At 71.8% G+C, this 22,144-nt stretch carries 20 protein-coding genes; 12 read left to right on the forward strand and 8 right to left on the reverse strand.

What is annotated here, in order from left to right; genetic code table 11:
• The first annotated feature begins 59 nt into the window (after nucleotides 1–59).
• Nucleotides 60–971 (forward strand): hypothetical protein, encoded by a 912-nt coding sequence (locus ABD907_RS17080; protein ID WP_345217747.1) that lies wholly within the window; start codon nucleotides 60–62, stop codon nucleotides 969–971.
• 19 nt (nucleotides 972–990) lie between these two features.
• On the opposite strand, the gene ABD907_RS17085 is transcribed toward ABD907_RS17080, so the two are convergent.
• The 3 genes from ABD907_RS17085 to ABD907_RS17095 form a co-directional block, all read right to left on the reverse strand.
• Nucleotides 991–1,755, reverse strand: a complete 765-nt coding sequence (locus ABD907_RS17085) for an alpha/beta hydrolase (protein ID WP_345217749.1) — start codon at nucleotides 1,753–1,755, stop codon at nucleotides 991–993.
• Between the two features lie 136 nt (nucleotides 1,756–1,891).
• A complete protein-coding gene (locus ABD907_RS17090) occupies nucleotides 1,892–2,614 on the reverse strand; it encodes an MFS transporter (RefSeq protein ID WP_425555788.1) in 723 nt (240 codons plus the stop codon).
• Nucleotides 2,593–3,453 (reverse strand): MFS transporter, encoded by an 861-nt coding sequence (locus ABD907_RS17095; protein ID WP_345217751.1) that lies wholly within the window; start codon nucleotides 3,451–3,453, stop codon nucleotides 2,593–2,595. The genes ABD907_RS17090 and ABD907_RS17095 overlap by 22 nt, the downstream gene beginning before the upstream one ends.
• Before the next feature lie 90 nt (nucleotides 3,454–3,543).
• On the opposite strand from ABD907_RS17095, the gene ABD907_RS17100 reads away from it, so the two are divergent.
• Nucleotides 3,544–4,212: a TetR/AcrR family transcriptional regulator gene (locus tag ABD907_RS17100; protein WP_345217753.1), complete on the forward strand. Its 669-nt coding sequence runs from the start codon at nucleotides 3,544–3,546 to the stop codon at nucleotides 4,210–4,212.
• 3 nt (nucleotides 4,213–4,215) lie between these two features.
• Here ABD907_RS17100 and ABD907_RS17105 read toward each other — a convergent pair whose 3' ends face one another.
• Entirely contained in the window at nucleotides 4,216–4,824 is a 609-nt protein-coding gene (locus ABD907_RS17105) for a TIGR03086 family metal-binding protein (RefSeq protein WP_345217755.1), read from the reverse strand.
• Between the two features lie 74 nt (nucleotides 4,825–4,898).
• Between ABD907_RS17105 and ABD907_RS17110 the strand changes: the two genes are divergently transcribed.
• Nucleotides 4,899–5,360 carry a MarR family winged helix-turn-helix transcriptional regulator gene (locus tag ABD907_RS17110; protein ID WP_345217756.1) on the forward strand — a complete coding sequence of 154 codons (462 nt, stop codon included), beginning with the start codon at nucleotides 4,899–4,901 and terminating at the stop codon, nucleotides 5,358–5,360.
• Here the strand turns inward: ABD907_RS17110 and ABD907_RS17115 are convergent.
• The gene (locus ABD907_RS17115; protein WP_345217758.1) at nucleotides 5,306–6,367 is read right to left on the reverse strand and encodes a LacI family DNA-binding transcriptional regulator; all 1,062 of its coding nucleotides are present in this window, start codon (nucleotides 6,365–6,367) and stop codon (nucleotides 5,306–5,308) included. The genes ABD907_RS17110 and ABD907_RS17115 overlap by 55 nt on opposite strands.
• An 84-nt stretch (nucleotides 6,368–6,451) precedes the next feature.
• Between ABD907_RS17115 and ABD907_RS17120 the strand changes: the two genes are divergently transcribed.
• The 6 genes from ABD907_RS17120 to ABD907_RS17145 all read left to right on the forward strand — a co-directional run bounded on the left by ABD907_RS17120 (nucleotide 6,452) and on the right by ABD907_RS17145 (nucleotide 14,767).
• Nucleotides 6,452–7,651: an Nramp family divalent metal transporter gene (locus ABD907_RS17120; RefSeq protein ID WP_345217760.1), complete on the forward strand. Its 1,200-nt coding sequence runs from the start codon at nucleotides 6,452–6,454 to the stop codon at nucleotides 7,649–7,651.
• Nucleotides 7,648–8,706, forward strand: a complete 1,059-nt coding sequence (locus ABD907_RS17125) for an NAD-dependent epimerase/dehydratase family protein (RefSeq protein ID WP_345217762.1) — start codon at nucleotides 7,648–7,650, stop codon at nucleotides 8,704–8,706. The genes ABD907_RS17120 and ABD907_RS17125 overlap by 4 nt, the downstream gene beginning before the upstream one ends.
• A complete protein-coding gene (locus tag ABD907_RS17130; RefSeq protein WP_345217764.1) occupies nucleotides 8,706–9,755 on the forward strand; it encodes a dihydrodipicolinate synthase family protein in 1,050 nt (349 codons plus the stop codon). Before ABD907_RS17125 ends, ABD907_RS17130 begins: the two co-directional genes overlap by 1 nt.
• A gap of 141 nt (nucleotides 9,756–9,896) precedes the next feature.
• Nucleotides 9,897–12,380 (forward strand): carbohydrate binding domain-containing protein, encoded by a 2,484-nt coding sequence (locus tag ABD907_RS17135; RefSeq protein WP_345217766.1) that lies wholly within the window; start codon nucleotides 9,897–9,899, stop codon nucleotides 12,378–12,380.
• A gap of 51 nt (nucleotides 12,381–12,431) precedes the next feature.
• The gene (locus tag ABD907_RS17140; RefSeq protein WP_345217767.1) at nucleotides 12,432–13,433 is read left to right on the forward strand and encodes a hydroxyacid dehydrogenase; all 1,002 of its coding nucleotides are present in this window, start codon (nucleotides 12,432–12,434) and stop codon (nucleotides 13,431–13,433) included.
• Complete coding sequence (locus ABD907_RS17145; RefSeq protein ID WP_345217770.1) at nucleotides 13,433–14,767, forward strand: enolase C-terminal domain-like protein; 1,335 nt, start codon at nucleotides 13,433–13,435, stop codon at nucleotides 14,765–14,767. The genes ABD907_RS17140 and ABD907_RS17145 overlap by 1 nt, the downstream gene beginning before the upstream one ends.
• A gap of 27 nt (nucleotides 14,768–14,794) precedes the next feature.
• Here the strand turns inward: ABD907_RS17145 and ABD907_RS17150 are convergent, their stop codons facing one another.
• From ABD907_RS17150 to ABD907_RS17160, 3 genes are read right to left on the reverse strand one after another with little or no spacing between them, the layout of a single operon-like run.
• Complete coding sequence (locus ABD907_RS17150) at nucleotides 14,795–15,472, reverse strand: SGNH/GDSL hydrolase family protein (RefSeq protein WP_345217771.1); 678 nt, start codon at nucleotides 15,470–15,472, stop codon at nucleotides 14,795–14,797.
• Nucleotides 15,469–16,485: a Gfo/Idh/MocA family protein gene (locus ABD907_RS17155; protein WP_345217773.1), complete on the reverse strand. Its 1,017-nt coding sequence runs from the start codon at nucleotides 16,483–16,485 to the stop codon at nucleotides 15,469–15,471. Before ABD907_RS17155 ends, ABD907_RS17150 begins: the two co-directional genes overlap by 4 nt.
• Nucleotides 16,482–17,348 carry a Gfo/Idh/MocA family protein gene (locus ABD907_RS17160; protein ID WP_345217775.1) on the reverse strand — a complete coding sequence of 289 codons (867 nt, stop codon included), beginning with the start codon at nucleotides 17,346–17,348 and terminating at the stop codon, nucleotides 16,482–16,484. The genes ABD907_RS17155 and ABD907_RS17160 overlap by 4 nt, the downstream gene beginning before the upstream one ends.
• Before the next feature lie 124 nt (nucleotides 17,349–17,472).
• Between ABD907_RS17160 and ABD907_RS17165 the strand changes: the two genes are divergently transcribed.
• The 3 genes from ABD907_RS17165 (at nucleotide 17,473) to ABD907_RS17175 (ending at nucleotide 22,116) form a co-directional block, all read left to right on the forward strand.
• Nucleotides 17,473–18,501, forward strand: coding sequence for a Gfo/Idh/MocA family protein (locus ABD907_RS17165; protein ID WP_345217778.1), 1,029 nt, complete (start codon nucleotides 17,473–17,475; stop codon nucleotides 18,499–18,501).
• Nucleotides 18,498–19,496 carry a Gfo/Idh/MocA family protein gene (locus ABD907_RS17170; protein WP_345217781.1) on the forward strand — a complete coding sequence of 333 codons (999 nt, stop codon included), beginning with the start codon at nucleotides 18,498–18,500 and terminating at the stop codon, nucleotides 19,494–19,496. The genes ABD907_RS17165 and ABD907_RS17170 overlap by 4 nt, the downstream gene beginning before the upstream one ends.
• Before the next feature lie 151 nt (nucleotides 19,497–19,647).
• The gene (locus ABD907_RS17175) at nucleotides 19,648–22,116 is read left to right on the forward strand and encodes a hypothetical protein (protein ID WP_345217782.1); all 2,469 of its coding nucleotides are present in this window, start codon (nucleotides 19,648–19,650) and stop codon (nucleotides 22,114–22,116) included.
• Nucleotides 22,117–22,144: the final 28 nt, after the last annotated feature.

The raw sequence follows: 22,144 nt of genomic DNA on the forward strand, positions 1-22,144 counted from the left end.
GTGCGGGCGCGCACCATTGTGACGTACTGAGGCGCGGCCACCGTGGCAGGATGCCGCGAGTGACCACACGGACTGCCGTACTGGCTGCTACCCGACGACCTGCCTGGCAGCTTGTGGCCGGAGGTCTCGGCGCCGGCCTCCTCGGGCTGCTGCCGTGGCTGATCACCGGCCTGCGGCTGCCACTGCAGAACCTCTGGGCGGCAGAGGTGATGCCGGAGGAGATGCCGCTCGCGCTGCTGCCGTTCAACCAGTACGCCCTCACGCTCCTCCTCGGCATGCTCGTCTGGGGTCCCGCCGTGGCTGGGCTGCTCGCACGCCGAGCCCCGCTGGAGTCCCGCGGCAGAGCGGCGTCCTTCGCCGCCCTCGGCACCCTCCTGGTCACCGGCGCCGCCACGGCACAGAGCGCGGTGGTGGTCTCCGACGGGCTGCGCCCCGACGACCCCCGCGCCGATCTGTACCTCGGCGGCGTGCTGGCTGTGATCGTGGGGTCCGTCGCCGTGGGCCTCGGCGTGCTGATTCTGCTCGCTCGCGCACCACGGGCCGCGGCATCGGCGGGTGCGACAGTGGCCGCGCTCGCCGGTGGCATCTGGCTCAACGCGCTGATCGTCCCGTTCGGGGACGTCGCGTCCGCCGTCCAGATCGCCGTGCTCGGCTACGCCCGCTGGGTCCCCGCGGTGCTGGTGGGTGCGGCCCTGGTCTGGTGCGGGACGGGCGGCGTCGGGAAGGTCGCGGCGTGGCTGGTCGACCTCGCGCTGCTCTGGATGGTTCCAGCTGCGCTGACCGCCGTCAGCCATGCCGCCGGGTCCCGGGTGCTGGCAGGAGACCTCGAGGAGATGGGCGCCGTCGCGGTAGAGGTGTTCTTCCAAGCGGTCGGGCCGGCAGGCGTCACGCTGGAGTACGTGTTGCTGGCCGCGGCCATCGGGGTCGTCGGGAGCCTTGCTCGTGTGCTGGCGCGCCGCCGCCCGAGCTGATGGGTTTCGGGCAGGGCGGCTAGCGGAAGTCCGCCGTCTCGACGGGGACCGGGAAGTCTCCCCACAGGCGCCGCAGGAACGCCACGCTCTGCGCGAGCCACGCCTGCACCGGCTCGTTGACGTAGTCGGCGCGGCCGTTGGCGGTCAAGGGCTTCGCGAGGCTCAGGCCGTGCACGCCGGAGGCGTAGACGTGCAGCTCGAAGTCGACGCCTGCCCGGTCCAGGGCCACCGCGAGGGCGAGGCTGTTCTCGATCGGGACCACGGCGTCGTCCCGGGTGGAGAACACGAAGGTCGGGGGCGTCTCGGCCGTGACCCGTTCCCCGATCTCCGGGATCTGGGTACCCATCTTCGGACCCATGTCGGCCAGGGTGACCGGGTAGCCGAGCACGAGCGCGCCCGGCTGGAGGTCGCCGGTGGTTCCGAGCGCGGCGGCGAGGTGCCCACCGGCCGAGAATCCGACGGCGGCGACTCGTACCGGGTCGGCCCGGAGCTCGGCGGCCCGCTCCTGCAGGGTCATCAGTGCCGCGCGCGCATCTGCGAGGGCGTCGTCGAAGGTGGCGTCCGGGCCGACGGAGTACCGCAGCACGAACGCGTTGAAGCCCTCGGCGAGGTAGGCCAGCGCGACCGGCTCCGCCTCCCGGTCCGAGCAGTGCTGGTATCCGCCGCCGGGCAGGACAAGCACTGCTGGTCGGACGGCGGCGTTGCTCAGCTGTTCCGAGTCGCTCTGGACGTAACCGGTCAGCTGAGCACCGTTGGTGCCGACCGTCTCCGTGAAGACCCGCATCTGTCGCTCCTGTCTGCTCCGGTCGTCAGCCAGCTTCTCCCCGACGGCTGAAAGTCCGACGGCGTCCCATCATGCCCGGGCCACCGACTGTCTGGGAGTACTCGAGTGCTTGCGCCCACGTGCCGAGCATCAGCTCTCAGGCGTCCGAGGAGTCCCGGGCGAGATCCGGGGCGCACGGCGTGTGCGTCTCGCCGCGGTGGAGCAGCAGCGGGCAGACGATCGCGGCCGCGAGGAGAATGCATCCTCCGACCGACGTGCCCAGGCTCAGACCGTCCACGAAGGCCGACCGTGCGAGGTCGCCCAGGTGGGCGGCGATCTCGTCCGGTAGCTGCTCGGCCATGCCGAGGGCGGCGCCCAGGCTCGAGCTCAGCGTCTCGGTGGCCTCGGCCGGGACGTCGGCAGGCACGCCGTCGATCATCCGTGAGCGATAGAGGACGGTGCCGATCGAGCCGAGCACGGCGATGCCCAGAGCGGCCCCCAGCTCGCTGGCCGTCTCGGACAACGCGGACGCCGCACCGGAACGGGCCGGTTGCACCGAACCGACCACCACATCGGTCGCCAGTGTCATCATCGGTGCGATCCCGGCCCCGATGAACGCGGACGCCGTCACGGACAGGACCAGCCCGTCGTCGATCGGGACCCGGCTGAACGCCAGCATGCCGACTGCGGCCACGGCGGCTCCGGCGCCGAAGACGACGGGGTGGCCGAGGCGGCGCACCAGCACGGATGCGACAACCGCCATAGCACCGACGGCCAGCATGACGGGCAGCATCGCCACGGCGGCGACGAGCGCGGAGAGTCCCACGACGAGCTGCAGGTACTGCGCGTTGTACAGCATCACGCCGACGAGCGAGAACATCGCCAGCCCGGAGCCGAGGACGGCGCCGCTGAAGCGGGGGTTGGTGAACAGCCGGTGTCGACCAGCGGCGCGGAAAGCCGTCGCTGGCGCACGAGGAACACCACGCCGGCGATGGCGCCGGCACCCACCCCGGCCGCCGCGGGCGGTGTGACGGCAAGCTCTTCCGCCGTCGTCTTGATCGCCCACACGGTCGGCAGGATCGCGGCGAAGGACAGCACCACGCTCAGCAGATCCAGCCGTGCCGTCACCGGATTCTTGAACTCCGGGACTAGCCGCGGCGCGATCGCCAGGAGCAGCCCGACGACCGGCACGTTGATGAGGAACACCGAGCCCCACCAGAAGGCCTCGAGGAGCAGGCCGCCGACGATGGGTCCGAGCGCGATCCCACCGGAGAGGCTCGCGGTCCAGACCCCGATCGCGCGGGTCCGCTCGGCAGGGTCGGTGAACATGTTGCGGATCAGCGAGAGAGTCGACGGCATCAACGTCGCGCCGCCGGTCCCCATCAGTGCCCTCGCGGCGATGAGCACCTCCGGAGACGGGGCGAATGGGGCCAGCGTCGAGGCGGCGCCGAACAACCCGGCGCCGACCACCAGCAGGCGCCGGCGGCCGATGCGGTCCCCGACGTTGCCCATGACGATCAGCAGACCGGCGAGCAGGAAGCCGTAGGCGTCGAGAATCCACAGCGTCTGGCTCGGCCCGGGAGCCAGCTCCCGGGTGATCGTCGGGATCGCGATGTGCAGGATCGTGATGTCCATCGACGTCAGCACGACGGGCAGGGTCAGCACGGCGAGCCCGAGCCACCTCGAGCGCGACCCTCCTGAGCGGGGTGACAACGGCATGGCCCCTCCTCCTTGGGTACGGCGTACGCAACGTTCCGAGCGTACACTGTACCCAACGGTCCGCTAGGATGGCTGCCAGGAGGTGGCCGAGTGAGTCCCAGAACCGGCCCGTCGGGGCCGCTCTCGCGCGAGCGGATCGTCGCCGCGGCGATCGAGATCGCCGACGAGAACGGGCTCGACGCCGTGTCGATGCGCCGCGTGGCCCAGCGCCTCGGTGCCGGGGCGATGTCCCTGTATCGGCACGTGGCAGACAAGGACGAGCTCGTCGTGGCGATGGTCGAGCAGGTCAATGCCGGGCACGTCTATCCCGATGCTGCGGAGATGACCTGGCGCGAGTCCATGCACACCCTGGCCAGGTATGACTGGTCGGCGTACCTCGCCCATCCGTGGATGCTGACGGCGACGGCGACCGTGACGCCTCCGTTCGGCACCGCCTCGTTGGCCGCCATGGAGTGGGCGCTGACCGCGCTGGAACCGCTCGGCCTGCCGCAGCAGGAGGCGGCCAGGGCGGTCATGACGATGAACAACTACGTGCAGGGCAGCGCGCGCGTCGTCCTCGGGGCCCGGCGGCCCGGCGCCGACGACGATCCCGGCCGCAGCTGGCAGCAGCGTCTGGGCGAGGTGGATCTGACGGAGTTCCCACGGCTGCGTCAGCTGATCGATCAACCGCTGCGGGACCGTGAGCGCGACTGGTTCGACGAGGGGCTCGACGTCATCCTCGACGGCGTGCAGGCACGCAGCCTGCTCGCGCGCGAGTGACCGTCATGTACGAGGGTCCTCGTTCGGCCAGGCGGGGGAGCGGCCGAACAGGGCAAGCAGCCGGTCCAGCGGCGGGGCGCCGGCCGGGACGGCGAGCGGCGGCCCGAACGGGGCGCCTGGCCGGCGGCGGGCTTCGTCGTCGGGGATCTGCTCGGCGATGCTGAGCGTCCGATCGATGAGCTCGGGGTCGGGGTCGAGCCCCCGGCCGGCGGCGCGGGCGACGTCCCAGGCGTGGACGAACGAGTCGACCATGTGCATGGTCATCGCCTGCGAGCCGGCGAACTCCTGGTCGCGGGAGAGCTCGGGGAGCGAGAAGGAGCGGTCGGCCACGTCGGGCGCGGCGAACGCCGCGGTGACGACCCTCGCCGACTTCAGGTAGTCGGACACCGGGTCTTCGCGTGCCGCCCCGGTGCGCCAGAGGTCCTCGTCCGCGCCGGCACCGGCGGCCGCGGCGGCGAAGCCGTGGTTCTGCACGGTCATGTGGTCGAGGAGCTCGGCGAGATTCCAGTCCGCGCAGGGAGTCCGTCGGGCGAGCTGGTCGGTCGTGATCGGGCGCACGGCATCGACGGTGAGGTCGACTGCGCGGACGTGGGCGTTCTGAAGGGTCTCCATGTGCATGAGCATACCATAAGATGGCGCCTACGGTAAGCGGGATAGCATCGGATACGGGTCGATATGTTTGGCGCATGGATAAGTCCCGGAGGCCGGACCTGGCGGCGATGTTGTTCCCGCTGGGCCGAGCCCTGATCGCGATCGAGGAGCCGATCCTCACCACGAACGGCCTGAGCATGTGGGCCTATGCGGTGCTGCTGGGCCTCGGCGACGAGCCGGTGCGGACCCAGGCCGCGCTGGCGTCGGCGATCGGCGCGGACAAGTCCCGGCTGATCCCGGTGCTGGACGACCTGCAGGACCGTGGCCTGATCACCCGGCGTCCTGACCCGGCGGACCGCCGCGTGCGCCTGGTGCGCATCACCCCCGAGGGGCGGCGGCTTCGGGACCGCACCCAGGCCTCGATCCAGCGTGCCGAGGAGCGCCTGCTGGAGGTGTTGTCTCCGGGTGATCGGCAGGCGTTCGTCCGGACGTTGCACGCCCTTCATGAATCCGTGCGCGCCGCCGACCCGGCTGCATCGCCGCCGTCGGGAGACTGATCGCGGGGGAGCGGGCCGGTCGACGCCCGTACGACCAGCTCGGTGCCCAGCCGGCGGACCCGAGGCCCCGCGTCCGCCTGGAGACTGGTCGCCAGGCGTAGGGCGGCGGCGCCCATCTCACGCAGCGGCAGACGAACGCTCGTCAGGGCCGGCCAGGCGTCCTGGGCCGCCGTGATGTCGTTGAAGCCGGCGACCGACACCTCGCCCGGCACCGTCAGGCCCTGCTCCCGCAGCCGGGCCAGGGCGCCGAGCGCCATCTGGTCGGCCGTGCCCACGAGGGCGGTGACTCCGTACGCCATCAGCTCCGGCGTACCGGCATGGCCCTCCTCCCGGCTGGGAGCGCCGTGGCGGACGTGCAGCACACCCCCGGCCGCCTCGACCACCTCGCGGAGCCCGGCGACGCGTTCGCGGGTGGAGGCCACGGTGGCCGGCGCCGCCAGCACGCCGATCCGGCGGTGCCCCAGGCCCACCAGATGCTCCGCCAGTCTCCGGCCGCCCGCGGCATTGGCCACCTCGACCCGGTCGGCGCCCAACGACGGTGCGCCGATCGCCGCCACTCGACCACCACCGGAACAGAAGGAATCGATCCGTGCCCTCATGCCGGATCGATAGCGCTCATCGAGCAGATCCGATCCGGCCACGATGACTGCGCCCGTGCGGTGGGCCTGCAGCATCCTGAAGTACTCCAGCTCGCGGTCAACGTCGCGCTCGGTGTTGCAGATCGTCACCAGCAGCCGCTGCTCGGCCGCCGCGGTGTGCACGCCGTTGACGATCTCCGAGAAGTACGGGTCGCCCACGTCGCCGACGAGGACGCCGACGGTGCTGCGGTTGCCGTGGAGCAGGGCCTGGGCCTGGGCGTTCGGGACGTAGTCAAGCTTCTCGGCCGCCTCCGCCACCCGTGCGCGCAGGTCCTCGGCCACGGGGTAGTCGCTGCCCGAGAGGACCCGGGAGGCGGTCGGCACCGAGACTCCGGCCAGACGGGCGACGTCACGAAGGTTGACCGCCATGGACGTCTCCTCTCTGCTGCGTTGACCGATTGTGACCCATGCCCTAGTTTCGTCTCTCACAGCCTCCAAGAAAAGGGTTTCTCCATGGGTAACGCATCGACGCGGGTCGGCGGGCGCATCGGCCCCGCCTTCGTCACGGCGGCGCTCGTCTTCGGCCCGGGCAGCATCACGACCGCCAGTGCCATGGGGGCGCAGTTCGGCTACACGCTGCTGTGGGTGCCGGTGATCGCGACCGTGCTCATGCTGTGCTTCGTCGACCTCGCGGTACGCATCGGCCTGACGAGCGACCGAGGTCCCGTGGCCACCGTCAGTGCGCGCCTCGGCCGTGTGATCGGCGTGCTCGTGGGGCTCGGGGCCTTCCTGGTGGCCAGCTCTTTCCAGGCGGGCAACTCCGTGGGAACGGGCGCTGCCAGCCAGGTCCTCTTCGACGGCGACGTCGCGGTCTTCGCCGCCCTGTTCACCGCGCTGGCGATCGGGTTCCTGTGGCTGCCGTCCTTCTACCGGCACCTCGAACGGGTCATGATCGTCATCATCCTGACGATGTTCGTCATCTTCGTCATCACGGCGGTGGTCGCCCGGCCCGACGTGGGCGCCATGCTGGCCGGTCTCGTGCCCTCCTTCCCGAGCGGCTCGTCCGCGCTCGTGGTGGGTCTGGCCGCCACCACGTTCTCGGTGGTCGGGGCCTTCTTCCAGATCCAGCTCGTGCGGGAGAAGGGCTGGGGACCGCAGGACTACTCGGTGGCGCGGCGGGACGCGATGGCCGGCTCGCTGATCCTCGGTGGGCTCTCCTTCGTCATCATGATCGCCGGCGCAGCGGTCCTGCAGCCCGCCGGGATCGAGGTGTCCTCCCCGGCGGACATGGCCTCCGTGCTCGGCCCCAGCGTGGGCCAGTGGGCGTCGGTGCTCTTCGCGGTCGGGCTGTGGGCCGCCGCCTTCTCCTCCCTCGTCGGCAACTCCACCATCGGCGGCTCCATGCTGGCGGGGGCTCTGGGCATCGAACGCGGCGGGCTGCGATCGGTACGGGTCAAGGTCTGCATCACCGTCGTCATGATCCTGGGCGGTGTGGTCGCCGTGAGCTTCGGCGGCATCCCCATCGAACTCATCATCACCGCCCAGGCGGTGACGATCCTCTTGGTGCCGCTGATCGGGCTGGCGGTCGTCGTGCTCGCCCGTCACCGCAACCGCGGCCGTCTGCTCATCTCCTGGCCCGAGCTGGTCCTGGCGTGCCTGGGCCTGCTCTTCCTGCTCGTGCTCGCCATCACCTACGTGAGGAACCTGCTGTGACCCCCACTTCCGTATCGTCCGCCGCGTCCCTGGAGGCCCCGACCGACGAGGCGGCTCTCGACGAGCTCCAGTCGCGTCCGGTGCCGGGCGTAGGGGAGGCGCTCTCGGCGGCCGGCGGCGACATCGTCCTGCTCGGCGCCGGCGGCAAGATCGGCCCCACCATGGCCCGCATGGCCCGCCGGGCGCTGGACGAGGTGGGCTCTTCGGCCCGTGTCATCGCCGTCTCGCGCTTCTCCGACGCCGCGGTCCGGGACGAGCTGAGGGAGCAGGGCATCGAGGTCCAGGCCGCGGATCTGGCCGACCCGGCCTCCTACCGGGAGCTGCCGGACGCCGCCGCGATGTTCTACCTGGCCGCCATGAAGTTCGGCACCACCGGGGCCGAGCACCGCACCTGGTGGTCCAACGCGGCGATGCCCACCATGGTCGCCGACCGTTATCGCGGCGTGCCGGCGGTGGTCTACTCGACGGGCAACGTCTACCCCCTGACGCCGCTGAGCCACGGTGGCTCGATCGAGAACGAGGCGCCCGAGCCGGTGGGGGAGTACGCCCAGTCCTGCCTCGCTCGCGAGCGCATCTTCACCAACGCCGCACACACCTGGGCCAGCCCCACCACGATCTTCCGGCTGAACTACGCGTGCGAGCTGCGCTACGGCGTCGTGGCGGACATCGCCGTGAAGATCGCACGCGGAGAGCCGGTGGACGTCTCGATGCCCGCCGTGAACGTCGCCTGGCAGGGCGACGTGACGGCTTGGGCGTTGCGGAGCCTGGAGCTGGCCTCCGTGCCCCCGCACATCCTCAACGCCACCGGCCCCGAGACCGTCTCGGTGCGGCGCCTGGCCACCCTGCTCGCCGACGAGATGGGCCTGGAGGTGCAGATCGTCGGCACCGAGGCCGACGACGCCCTGCTCAACGACGCCGGCGAGTGCCACGAGCGTTACGGCTATCCCACGGTGCCCCTGCGCCGCCTGGTGCGGTGGGTCGGCCAGTGGGTCGCCGGAGGCGGCCGCCAGCTCGACAAGGCCACCAAGTTCCAGCAGCGGGAGGGGAAGTTCTGATGACGGACGACGCCGCAGCCCGCCTGCGCTCGGGCATGGTCATCCCCGCCCACCCCCTGGCGCTGGACGCCGACGGCGGGATCGACCTGCGTGCTCAGCGCGCCCTGACCCGCTACTACCTCTCGGCGGGGGCCGACGGCCTCGCCATCGGCGTGCACACCACCCAGTTCGAGCTCCACGAGGATCGCGGCATGCTGCAGGAGGTGTGGTCGCTGGCGGCGACCACGGCTTCCGAGTCCCGCGCGGGTCGCCCCGAGCCGATGCTCGTCGCGGGGCTGACCGGCGACACCGCCGACGCGGTGGCCGAGGCAGCGATGGCGCGCGCGGCCGGGTACCAGGCGGCCCTGCTCTGCCCGTGGGGCATGACCGAGGTCACGGAGGAGGCGCTCCTGGACCGCGCCCGCGCGGTCGGTGAGGTGCTGCCCACCATCGGCTTCTACCTCCAGGAGAGCGTCGGCGGTCGACGGCTCGGCCGCACGTACTGGCAGCGGCTGTTCGACCTGGAGTCGGTGATCGGCGTCAAGGCCGCTCCCTTCGACCGGTACCGCACCAACGACGTCGCGCAGACGTTGCTCGAGCACGACCGATGGGACCAGGTCGCCCTGATGACGGGCAACGACGACACCATCGTCCAGGACCTGATCACTCCCTACCGCCGCACCGTGGGCGGTCGGACCCGCGAGGTACGAGCGACCGGCGGCCTGCTGGGGCAGTGGGCCGTGGGCACGCGCGCCGCCGTCGAGGCCCAGACCGCCGCGCAGGAGGCGGCCGCGGCCGGCTCCGTCCCGCTGGAGCTGCTGCGCCAGGGCGCTGACCTGGTCGACGTCAATGCCGCCGTCTTCGACGTCGACCACGACTTCGCCGGTGCCGTTCCCGGGGTCAACGAGGTGCTCCGCCAACAAGGGCTCCTCGCCACCGCGACATGCCTGGGAGCGGCCGACCTGCTCTCCCCTGGCCAGTCGGAGGCGATCGCCCGGGCCCGCGAGCGTCATCCCGGGCCGATGGACGAGGAGTTCGTGGCGTCTCACCGCGACGAGTGGCTCCGCTAGCCGTGACAGGCTTCCCGGGTCCTTGACGAGTGCAAGCGGTTGCAATACGGTCGCGACACCCACTCACGCACCTCGAGCGGCACCCGCTCACGCACATCGATCCGAAGAGGCCCGGCCATGGATGTCCGAGTTCCACCACACGTGCCCACCCGGCGGGGTCTGATCGCGGCGCTCGCCACGCTCGCCCTGCTCGTGCCCCTGCTGCCCACGACGAGCGCGACGGGCGCCACGGGCGCGGGTGCGGGCGACGTGGTCGGCCCGGTCAACGGCGGCTTCGAGGAGCCCGCCGACGGTCAGATCCCGGGCTGGACCCAGCGCGGCGGCACGCTCGGCGGCTCGAGCGTGGTCGACGAGCCCGTCTACGCCGGCACACAGGCGGTGCGCCTCGAGGACCCCGAGGACGTGCGCTCCTACGGGCTGATGAGCGACACCATGCCCGTCCAGGCGGGCCACTCCTACCAGGCCAGCATGCAGGTGCGGGTCGAGCGCGGAGCTCCGACCGTCTACGTCTACTTCTACGACGAGGCCGGCACCCAGCTCGACATCGAGTTCGCCCACTTCACCGAGCAGCCCCACGACCAGTGGTCCGAGATCGTGCTCGAGGCGACCGCCCCCGAAGGAGCCGCCACCGCGGCGATCTACCTGTACTCCAACATCGCCCGGATCTCGACCTACTACGTCGACGACGTCACCCTCACCCACACGCACGGGCCGCTGGAGACGACCGATCTCGGCGCCGCGTTCTACAGCCCGAACGTGCGGATGGCCGAGGTCGACGTCCGCGCCGACGGCACCCCGGTGGCGTACGTCTTCTCCGACGGCCAGCCGGTCAGCTTCAACGCCGTGGACCTGCGCACCGGTGAGCTGCTGGACAGCCACGACATGACGGGTTACTCGATCGGGGCCTCCATCGCCGTCGACGAGGACGACCGCGTGTACTTCAGCGTCCGCGGCCCGAACGACGGCACCCTGTGGCGCTACGACCCCGCCGCCGAAGAGGTGGAGCGCCTGGCCGGCCGCGTCGTCGGCGAGCGGATGCTGCGCACGCTGGTCATCGACGACGGCGTCCTCTACGGCAGCACCTACCCGAACGCCAAGGTGTTCTCCTACGACATCGCGACCGGCAACGTCCGTGACTACGGCAGCGTGGTCGAGGACGGCAGCTCGTACGCCTGGGGCTTCGAGATGGTCGAGGACTCGCTCTGGGTGGGGACCGGCACCACCCCCCACCTCATCGAGCTCGACCCGGTCACCGGCGAGACGATCGAGCGGGCGCTGCCCGCGGACGTGCAGCAGGACGCCGACTTCATCACGGGCGTCGAGCAGCACGAAGACCTGGTCTTCGTCACCTACTCGCCGGCAGCCGGTGGCAACACGGTGATCTACGACCTGACCGCCGAGCAGTGGCTGGGCAACCTCAGCATGACCCAGCGGACCTCCGCCCGGCTCGACGGGAACCTGTTCTACCTCGCCGATGGGTCCGTCGAGGCCTACGACGTGGCGGCGCGGCAGAGCGTCGACGTCGGCTTCGGGTCCAGCCCGCTCGTCGGTGAGCTCGACAACACCTACGATCTCGGCCTCGTCGAGCTCGGCACCGAGGACTTCCCCGGCGCGGCGGTCGTGGGCGCCCGCAACGACGGCATGCTGTGGCGCTACGACCCGGCCACCGGCCACGGCGACGTCATCGACCCCGAGATCACCGGCGCCCCGGCCACCGTGCACTCGGTGGGGACGGGCGGCGACGGCGACGTCTACTTCGGTGCCTACCTCAGTGCGGGAGTCATGGCGCGGGTGGACATGTCCACCGGCACGCTCGAGCAGCTCGACGGTCCCAAGCAGGCCGACGCCGTCGTCGCCCATCGCAACCGGACGGTCGTCGGTACCTACCCGGGCGCCGAGTTCTACGTCGGACAGGCCAACAAGGACTGGCAGTGGGGCACCAACCCGCGCCACCTCTTCAGCCTCGGACGCGGAGACCTGGGTCAGGACCGCCCGCTGACCATGGTCTCCGCCGGCCCCCGCATCGCCGCCGGCACCATCCCCAACTATGGCGAGCTCGGCGGGGCGCTGACACTGTTCCACCCCGACAGCGGCCACTACGAGGTGCACCGCAACGTCGTCGCGGACCAGAGCGTGACCACCCTCGCCTACCGCGACGGCCTGGTCTACGGCGGCACGGGCATCCACGGCGGCCTCTCGAGCGACCCGACGCAGGACGAGGCCGAGCTGTTCGTCTGGGACACGCGGCGCGACGAGCTGGTCACCTCCGAGGTCGTCGTACCCGGTGCCGAGGTCATCCATGCCCTCGCCTTCGACGACCGCGGGCGGCTGTGGGGCTTCGCCGACAACGGCGTCTTCTTCCAGTACGACACCGACACCGGGGAGGTCGCCACGACCGTGGCGACGCCGGCGCGTGCGGGCAACGACTGGGGCCGGCTCAGCGAGCTGTACCTGCACCCCGACGGCCGCCTGTACGGGAACGCCGACGGTCGGCTCTTCCGCTTCGACCCGGACACGCAGCAGTTCGTGACCCTGGCGGCCGACGGCGCGCGCCACTCGATGGTCGGGTCCGACGGCGCCATCTACCTCGCGGACGAGACGAACATCTACCGGTTCACGCCCTGACCGAGCCGGTCCGCCCGCACCACCCGCCCCGCACACGCTCGAGAGGAACCGATGACGCCTCGCATCTACGTCGCCGTCCAGCCGCAAGAGTTCGACCTGCTCTTCGAGCCCGAGGTCGCGGCCCGGCTCCGCGACGCCGCCGAGGTGGACTTCGCACCAAGCGGCACGGGCAAGGTGCCGGTTCCGCCGGGCGTCGGGCAGGACTACGACGTCCTCATCACCTCCTGGAGCACCGCGCCGTTCGAACCGGAGACCCTGCGGGGAGACCGCCTCCGGCTCGCGGTGCACTGCGCCGGCTCGATCCGCGGGCTCTACCCGCGGCAGGTGCTCGAGGACATCCGCCTGGCCCAGGGCGGCGCCGGCGCCATGGCGACGGCGGTGGCGGAGATGGCACTGACGCTGACCCTGGCCGTGCTGCGCAACCTGCACATCCACGACCGGGGCCTGCAGGCGACGCACGACTGGCAGGCCGGCGGCCACGGCATGCTCGGGCAGGCCCTGCACGCGCGCCGCGTGGGCATCGTCGGCCTCAGCCGCGTCGGGGCCGACTACGCCCGGATGGTCCGCGGCGTCGGAGCGCAGCATCTGACGGCCTTCGACCCGTACGTCTCGCCCGAGCTGGCCGACGAGCTCGGCGTCGAGCTGCTGCCCCTGGAGCAGGTGCTCGCCGGCAGCGACGTCATCTCCGTGACCGCCCCCGCGACACCCGAGACGGCCGGGATGCTCGGCCCGGCGGAGCTGGCGCGGATCCCGGACGGCGCGGTGCTGGTCAACACGGCCCGCTCGGCGATCGTCGACGAGGCCGCACTGCTGGCCGAGCTCTCCTCGGGCCGTCTCCGCGCCGGGCTGGACGTCTTCGACACCGAACCCCTGCCGTCCGACAGCGCGTTCTTCGGGTTGGAGAACGTCATCCTCACCCCCCACGTCGCCGGAGGCACCCGAGAGGCACGGTGGACGCAGGGCCGGGTCGTCGCCGGCGAGGTCTCCCGTTTCCTCGACGACGGCACGCTCGAGCACGAGGTCACCGCCGAGCGGTACGACCGGCTGGCCTGATGCGCGACACCGACATCGAGGTACGAGCCGCACGGGTCGACTTCCGCACCGTCCGGCTGGCCCATCCGCTGTCGATCAGCGGACGTCTGATCGACGGCTTCACGGTTGCCGAGGTCGGCGTCCGCGTCCGGTCACGATCGGGGCAGGTCGCCGACGGCAGTGGGGCGAGCGTGCTGTCCGTGCCCTGGGCCTGGCCCGGGGAGAGCGCCGACGTGGCTGCGCGCGACGTCGTCCTGCGCCGGCTGACCGAGGAGATCGCGCAGGGGGCGGTCGGATCCGGACCTGCCGATCCCGTCGCGCTGTGGCGAGAGCAGCACGCGCACCTGCCGGTGCACCTCGGCGGCCAGGCCGAGGAGGCCGGACCGATCCCCGCCCTGGCCGGGTCGTTGGCGCTGGGCGCCCTCGACAACGCCCTCCACGACGCCTGGTCCCGGGCGGCCGGCCGCCCCGCCTGGAGCATGTACGACGAGTCCTTCCTGAGCTCCGACCTGGGCTGGCTCACGAGCACCCTGCGCGGCGCCTACCCCGGTTCCTTCGGGTTCGACGACCGGCGGCGCCTGCCCGTCCAGCACGTCGTCGGCGTCACCGACCCCCTCGACGGGGCCGATGGGCTGGCCGGATGGCTGGACCACGAGCAGGTGCGTCACCTCAAGATCAAGCTCACCGGCGCGGACCCGTCCGCGGACGCCCGGCGAGTCGCCGACGTCCACGAGCTGGCGACCCGGCACGTCGGCCGGCCGGAGCTGGCGATCGACCCCAACGAGGGCTACGCCGACGGTGACGTCGCCCGGGAGATGCTGACCGAGCTGGCCGGTCGCTGGCCGGCAGCCCGGTCGGCCGTCACCTACCTCGAGCAGCCGGTGCCGCGCGGACACGATGGCGGGCAGCGCCAGATGCGCGCCCTTGCTCAGGAGGTACCGACCTTGCTCGACGAGGGGTTCACCGACCTTTCCGCCCTGCACGACCTCGCCGACCGGGGCTGGTCCGGCGTCGTCGTCAAGGCCGGGAAGGGGCAGACCCCGACCCTCCTGGCCCACGCCTGGGCGCGGGCCACCGGCGGCTGGATTACGGTCCAGGACCTGACGACCGTGGGGCTGGCCTTCCTCCACTCCGCCCGGCTGGTCGGCACCCTCCGGCTGTCCTCGTCACACCTGGAGTACAACAGCCGCCAGTACGCTCCCGACGGCCAGGCGGAGCTCGCGCGGCGGCACCCCGCCCTGACGACGGTGCGTGCCGGTGCGGTCACGGTCCCGGGGATCACGGACACCGGTCTGTACGGCGTGCCGGACGTGCCCGGGGAGGGCAGGCAGGTCCCGGGAGATCTGGGGACCTGACCGAGGAAGGACGCCGGGACGCCGTCGTCAGGGAAGCGTGAGCCGGCAGGTGCGGGAGCCGGCCGGGTCCCACAGGCCGAAGACCTGCAGCAGGCTCCGCGCCATCGCGCGGTGTCCGAAGGCGTTCGGGTGGCACCCGTGCCCGAGCCAGTGGTAGACGGTGTCCGACCCCGTGTTCTCCCACACCCACAGGTGGTCCACCAGCACGGTGCCCAGCTCGGCCGAGATCTCGCGGATCTCCTGCGCGTAGGCGCCGGTGTGTGACACCACGTGCTGAGGGGCCGTCGGCAGGGTGCCGTTGGGCGTCTGGGTCACGACCATCGCGCCGCTCTCCGAGCGGACACGATCCACCAGGTCGCGGTAGGTTTCGCCGAAGGCGCCGACGCCTTCTGCCCCGCCCCTGGTGTCGTTCAGGCCGGTGCCGATGACGACCACGTCGGGGGAGTAGCGCAGGCAGACCTGGTCCAGCTCGTCGCGCAGGTTCTCCACCCGCCAGCCGCTGACCGCCGTGTTGACGACGCCGTCACGCCGGCGCTCGATCTCGCGCAGCCGCTCCTGGAACAGCTCGGGGTATCCGCGCGCGCCCCAGGTGTGCCAGCTGCCGGCCGTGACGCTGTCACCGATGAACGACCACGCCAGGGGAGCCTGGGCGAGCACGGCGCCGCCGGCCCGCTCGTCGCGAGCGAGCCCGGGCGCGTCGGTCACCGCACTGCAGCCGGTAGGCCGGCGGGCCGGACCGGGCGGCCGGTGCGCCCGGACTCGTAGACGGCTTCGATGAAGGCCACCGCTGCCCGTGCCTCGGCACCGGTGACCAACGGGCGGCCACCGGTCTCGACGGCGGTGACGAAGTCACGCAGCTGGGCGAGCGGCTGGTCCACAGGCTCGAGCTCCGGCAGCTCGATCTCGGAGCGGGTGGTGAAGCGGGTGATCCGTTCGGACTCGGTCACCACCGCACCGCCGTCGCCCATGACCGCCATGCGGATGGGTAGGTCCCCGTACGCGGCCGTCGTGGCCAGGAACGTCATCAGCGCTCCGCTGCGCAGGCGGGCTGTGATGGTGACCGCATCCTCGACGTCGATGCGCTCGTGCGCCAGGGTGCCGGCGTGCGCGTAGACCTCCTCGACCTCACCCAGCAACCACAGGGCCAGGTCCACCAGGTGCACGCCCTGGTTCATCAGGGCGCCGCCACCGTCGAGCTCCCAGGTCCCGCGCCAGGCGCCGGAGTCGAAATACTCCTGGCTGCGCCAGAGTGCCACCTCGACCGTGGTCGCGGTGACGGTGCCGAAGGCCCCCTCACGGACGGCTCGGTGGAGGAACTGGTTCTCGGCGGCGAACCGGCGCTGGCTCGCCACCGAGAGGGTGCGCCCCGTTCGCCGCTCGGCGGCCAGGATCCGGTCGGCGGCGGCCACGGAGATCTCGATGGGCTTCTCCAGCAGCACGTGCTTGCCCGCATCCAGGGCCGCGACGGCGACGTCGGCATGCAGCCCGGAGGGCACGGCGACGACGACGGCGTCCACGTCCGTCCGGGCCAGCAGGTCGTCCACCGAGGCGGCCGACTCCACACCGTGCTCGGCCGCGACCGCCGCAGCAGCCTCCGCAGAGGCGTCGGCGACGGCGACGAGCCGGGCGGGGGAGCTCGCCGAGCTCAGGCGCGTCACGTGGGCCTTGCCGATCACGCCGACGCCGATCACGCCCATGCGCAAGCTTGCGGTACTCATCGATGGTCCTTCCCGAGTGCCTCGGTGATGGCGGTCATGACGACCACTGGGGAGAGCAGCTGGGCCGCGTCCATCGGCGTGGTGCCAGATTCCACGGCGACGGCGAAACGCTCCAGCGCCGGCGCGTTGTAGTCGGGGCCGAGGGTGAGCTCACGGGCCACCACCCCGGACGTGCCGACGGCCAGCGCGAAGAACGGGACGCGCGTGTCGCCGTCGGGGGTGATGAAGGTCAGATGCACGTCGACGTGGCCGATGCGCAGCAGCGCGGTCACGGTGTCTCCGTCGCGGCGCGCGGTGACCGTGACAGAGCCGGGCTCGACCGCCGGGTTGCCCAGCAGCTCCAGCGCCGTCTCGACGTGGTGGACCCCGTAGAAGAACAGACCGGAGTACTCGCTGTCCGGGTCGGCCGGCCCGACGATGTGGAGAGCTCTCAGGTCCCCACGGTCCTGCGGGTCGGCGAGCTCGGCGACCTCGGGGACGAAGCGCAGCGCAGAGGCGGACACCAGGGGTGCGCCGCCCTCCTGCGCCGCAGCGAGGATGGCCTCGGCGTCGCGCACGCTCGTCGCCAACGGCTTGTCCACCAGCACCGGCATGCCGGCACGCAGCAGCGGCTCGGCCTCGCCGCGGTGCCGCGCGCCGTCGCGGCTCGAGATGATGGCCGCGTCGACCTGGCCCAGCAGGTCCTCCGGACGATCGACGACGAGACCGACGTCGCCCTGCTGCGCCAGCGTCTCGTTGCGTTGGTTCCGACCGCCGGCGAGTGCGGCGGCGCGCAAGCCCGGGTGTCGGCCCTCGGTGTTGAGGAAGCGGATGAAGTGGTCGGTATGGGAGTTCTCGGTCCCGATGAAGCCGATCCGGTGCACTGGGCGCGTCCTTCGGTCGTGGCTGGGTTGCGGTCCCACCTTGCTATGCAAGCGGTTGCAGGTCAAGGGTCCGTGGCCTAGGTTGTCGGTTGTCGTTCCCTTCCGTCCCCAAGGAGGATGAAGAGTGCCCGCACGCCTCGGTATCGGCGTCCTCGGCCTGGGCAGCATCGGGATCACCCATGCCCGAGCGCTTCGTGAGCTCGGTGACCTGGCCGAGTTGCGTGCCTTCAGCGGCGGCTCCCGGCAGCAGGCGGCCGAGGCCGGCTGGCCGGAGGCCGTCCAGGTCGCACCCGAGGCGGTGGCTCGCCGGCCGGACATCGACCTGGTGGCCGTGTGCTCGCCCAGCGACCAGCACGCCGACCAGGCGCTGGCCGCGCTCGAGGCCGGTCGGCACGTGGTGGTGGAGAAGCCGATGGCGCTCGAGGTCGGCGCGGCAGAACGTGTGGTCGAGGCGGCCCGGGCCCGCGGCCTGAGCGCCTCGGTGATCTCGCAGCGCCGGTTCGAGCCGGAGTACGCCACCGTCGAGCGACTGGTGAGCGACGGCGACCTGGGCGCGCTCCGCCTCGCGACGACCCACGTGCACTGGTGGCGCGACGAGACCTACTACGCGAGCGCCCCCTGGCGCGCCCGCATGGCCGCCGGCGGCGGCTCGCTGATGAATCAGGGGGCACACAACGTCGACCTGCTGCTCTGGTTGTGCGGGCCCGTTGCGGAGGTGACCGCCCAGTACGGCACCCTCGCGCACCGGATGGACGCCGAAGACACCACGGTCGCGACGCTGCGCTTCGCCTCCGGCGCCCTCGGCCTGCTCAGCACCAGCACGGCCACCCCTCCCGGTTCGTCGGCCACCGTCGCGCTGCACACCGCGAGAGGCGCCATCGAGCTCGGGCAGGGGCAGGTTCTGCGCTGGGACGTCGACGGCCTGCCGGCGCCGAGCGAGGCCGGATCGGGAGCTGCGAGCGGCGCCGCCGATCCGGCAGCGATCGGTCATCGCGGGCACGTGGCTCAGTGGCAGAACATCCTCGAGTCCCTGCACCAGGGACGGACGCCCAAGATCTCCGCAGAGGACGGGGCCGCCGTCGTGCGGCTCATGTGCGCGGTCTACGAGGCCGCGGAGAGCGGACGTGCCGTGCGGCCCGAAGAGCTCGCATGAAGGTCGCGATCCTCGGCGCGGCCCATCCGCACGTGCAGTACGCGCTGGACGAGGTCGCCCAGCGCGAGGAGCTGGAGCTCGTGGCCGGCGCCGAGCCGGACCCGCAGATGCGGCGCCAGTACCTCGGCGAGCTCGACGACGTCCCGGTCTACCCGGCCGTGGAGGAGCTGCTGGCCGAGCACGACGTCGACGTCGCCCTGGTGGCCGGCATCTATGCCGAGCGCGCGGAAGCCGTCCTCGCCGCGCTGGGAGCCGGCGCCCACGTGCTGGCCGACAAGCCGCTGTGCACCTCGCTGGACCAGCTGACGATGATCGAGCCGGCAGCTCGCGACGCCGGCCGGCACGTCTCCGTCGTCTTCGAGAAACGCTTCTACCCCGCGACGATCGCGCTGCGGCGGCTGCTCGCCGACGGCGTGCTGGGCGAGCTGGCGCTCGTGGCGAGCACCGGGCCGCACAAGCTCAAGCAGGAGACCCGGCCGCCGTGGTTCCTCCGGGAAGGCGCGTACGGCGGGATCGCCGCCGACCTGCCGGTCCACGACATCGACCTCGTGCTGCGGCTCAGCGGCGCCGACGGCGGCACCGTCAGCGCGCTGACGGGCAACGCCCGCTCGGGCGACCACCCCGACTTCGACGACCACGTGGCGGTGCTGCTAAGGGCGGGAGGGGTGACCGCCACGATCGAGGCGAGCTGGCTCGCTCCCGAGGCGGCCGACGTGCACGGTCACTACCGCATGCGGCTGACCGGCTCCAACGGCACCGCCGAGCTGGACTGGGCCTACCACCAGCTTCGGGTCGCGACGCACGACCGGGGGACGTGGGACGAGCCGCTCGGGCCACCGCGACGGCCGGCGCAGTACTTCTTCGACGCGCTCCTCGCCGGCAGGGAGCCGGAGATCACCAACGACGCCAGCTTCCTGGCGACGCGGGTGGCGCTGCTGGCCCAGGAGAGCGCGCGCACCGGCGGCGCACCGCGGGAGTGGTCCGCGCAGGTGTAGGGCACGAGAGCTCGGCGGCTCCTCCGGCGGCGGTCCCGGGACGCGCCGGGGAGCCAGGGGTCGTGACAGGAGAATCTGCAACCGCTAGCATGCAAGCGGTTGCAAACCAGTCTACCACCGCAGCCGTGTCTCGCCGTCGAGGAGGACGAGCATGACCATCGACCGTGATACCCCCCGCCCGGTGACCGCCGAGGTCGCCGGAACCGGCCGCGGCGTCAGCCGCCGCGCGCTGCTGTCCGGAGCCCTCGGCGCGGGCTTTGCCGTCGGGGTGCTCGGCACCCGGGCGCAGGCCGCACCGTCCGGCAGCAGCGAGAACCTCATCCCGAACCCGGGCTTCGAAGAGCTGAACGGGGCCCTGCCGGCCCGCTGGCATCCCTTCAGCACCGCTTCGGCCTCGGGGGTCACGTCCGCGCTGGACCCGGTGCGAAGCGGGCGGCGCAGCATGCGCATCGAGGACCCGAGCACCAGCCTCGGGGTCGGGATGCGCAGCTCCGAGGTCCCCGTCACGCCCGGACGGATGTACGAGGCCTCCGTGTTCGCCTTCGTCGAGGACGGCCAGGCCAGCCTGTACCTGGAGTTCTGGGATGCCGGCGGGGCCCGTACCCGGTTCGAGTTCCGGGTGAGCACCCAGCTAGGCACCTGGCAGCGCATCGACGTGGGAGCAGTGGCACCCGACGACGCCGTCAGTGCCACCGTGCTGATGTACCAGGGCGCCTCGAACACCGGTGCGGCCTCCTTCGACGACGCCTGCCTGCTCGGCGGTCCTGGCCCGGATGTCGAGCTGTTCGGCCCGGCCTCGCTCACGGCGGCCGTGCGTGGAGCCGCGGTGCAGGGTGGCAGCGTCTTCCTGAGCTCCCGCTACAACACGCCCGAGGGCAAGCTCCGTCTCGGCGAGTTCGATCTCAGCACGGGCCAGGCGCGTGCTGTCGACGACCTCGACATCGACAGCAGCGGCGGACACACGCTCGCCGGTGACGGGCGCTACCTCTACATCGGGCCCGCGGGGAGCCCGCACGTGTGGCGATTCGATCCTTCCACCAAGGAGCTGCGGACCTGGGCCCTCGCCGGCTCGAGCACCACCTGGTACTACGACATGGTCGTCGCGGGTGACTCCTTGTACGTCGGGACCTACCCCGACTGCGCGATCAGACGCATCCGGCTCTCGGACGCGAGCGTCTCCACCTACGGCCGGGTCTCCAGCTCGCGCTACGCCACCGCGGTGGCGGTCGACGGCGACGACGTCTATGGCGGCTCCGGCGCGCCGGGCACGCTGCTGCGCTGGCCCAAGGACGGGGGCGAGCCCACGGACCTCTCGGCCCATCTCAGCGACTCGCCGGTCGGCATCCTCGACCTGGTCGTCAGCGGCGGCACGGTCTACGCGGCCAGCGGTCGGGAAGTCATCAGCTTCGAGCGTGACGGTTCGGGGCGCGTCTCCCGGCAGATTCCCAGGGAGGACCGCTACATCGACCGGCTCACGCTGGGGGCGGACGGCAAGGTCTACGCCCTCGCCAGGCTGACGACCAATCTCTACGAGGTCACCGCGACTGGCCTGCGGAAGATTGCCCGTCCTCTCGACGACGTGGAGAACCAGCTGCTTGCCCCCGACGCCTCCGGCGGCCTCGCAGGGGTCAGCGGCCTCGGCCACGTCTGGACGATGGTCGCCGACGGGACCGTTGACGTATGGCACACCGCCACCCGCGGCTTCGGCTACCCGGAGGTCGTGCAGTCCATGCTGCTGTCCGGCCGGCAGCGGGTCTGGATCGGCGGGCACTACGCCATGACGGTCCACCACCCCGCACGGGGCACCAGCGACCGGTTCGACATCAACGGTGAACCGAAGGCGCTGGCCGAGGGGCCAGGCGGCGAGATCTACGCGGGGCTGTATCCCAGCACCCAGGTGGTCTCCATCGACCCGAAGCGCTACGAGATCACGGTGCTGGCGACCCTGGGGCACGAACAGCTGCGCATCCGCGCCATGCACGTGGACCCGCGACGTCGCCAGCTGCTCGTCGCCTCCGGCCCGGCAGCGACCAAGCACACCGGTGCCCTGACGTTCCTCGACCTGCGAACGGGCGAGGTCGACGTCCGCCGCGACTACCTGCCGGAGCAGAGCGTGATGGACATCGCCGTCGCCGGTCGAATCGCCTACCTCGTCGGTGACACGCACGGCGAGGCCACCAGCGGGCCGCTGCGGCCCGTGGCACAGGTCGCCGCCGTGGACATCGACAGCCGTGAGCTGCTGTGGCGCGAGGAGATCGAGGACTGGGCCTCCTACGAGAGCGTCCACGTCGTCGGATCCCGGCTCTACGCCATGGCCCGCCGACCCCGTGGCTTCTGGTACGCCTACGACCTCCACGACGGGGAGATGGTCGCCCAGGGTGATCTCGGCGGCTACGGGCAGCTCGCCGGTGACGGCCACCGGGTCTTCTCCTGGGTCCACTGGAGCGGCGACATCTGCGAGCTGACCGGCACCGACGAGGGCACCAGAACTCTGTACGACGACGTCCCCATCGGTTGGTACAACGACCCGGCGTTCAACCTGAGCCCCGCCGGCAGGGCCACCTGGGGCATGTACGGGACCGATCTGGCCCGCTTCCCGCTACCGCGCCGATCACGATGAGCGCCGTCGACGACACGGCGAGCCCGAG

It is taken from the genome of Georgenia halophila (genome assembly GCF_039541595.1).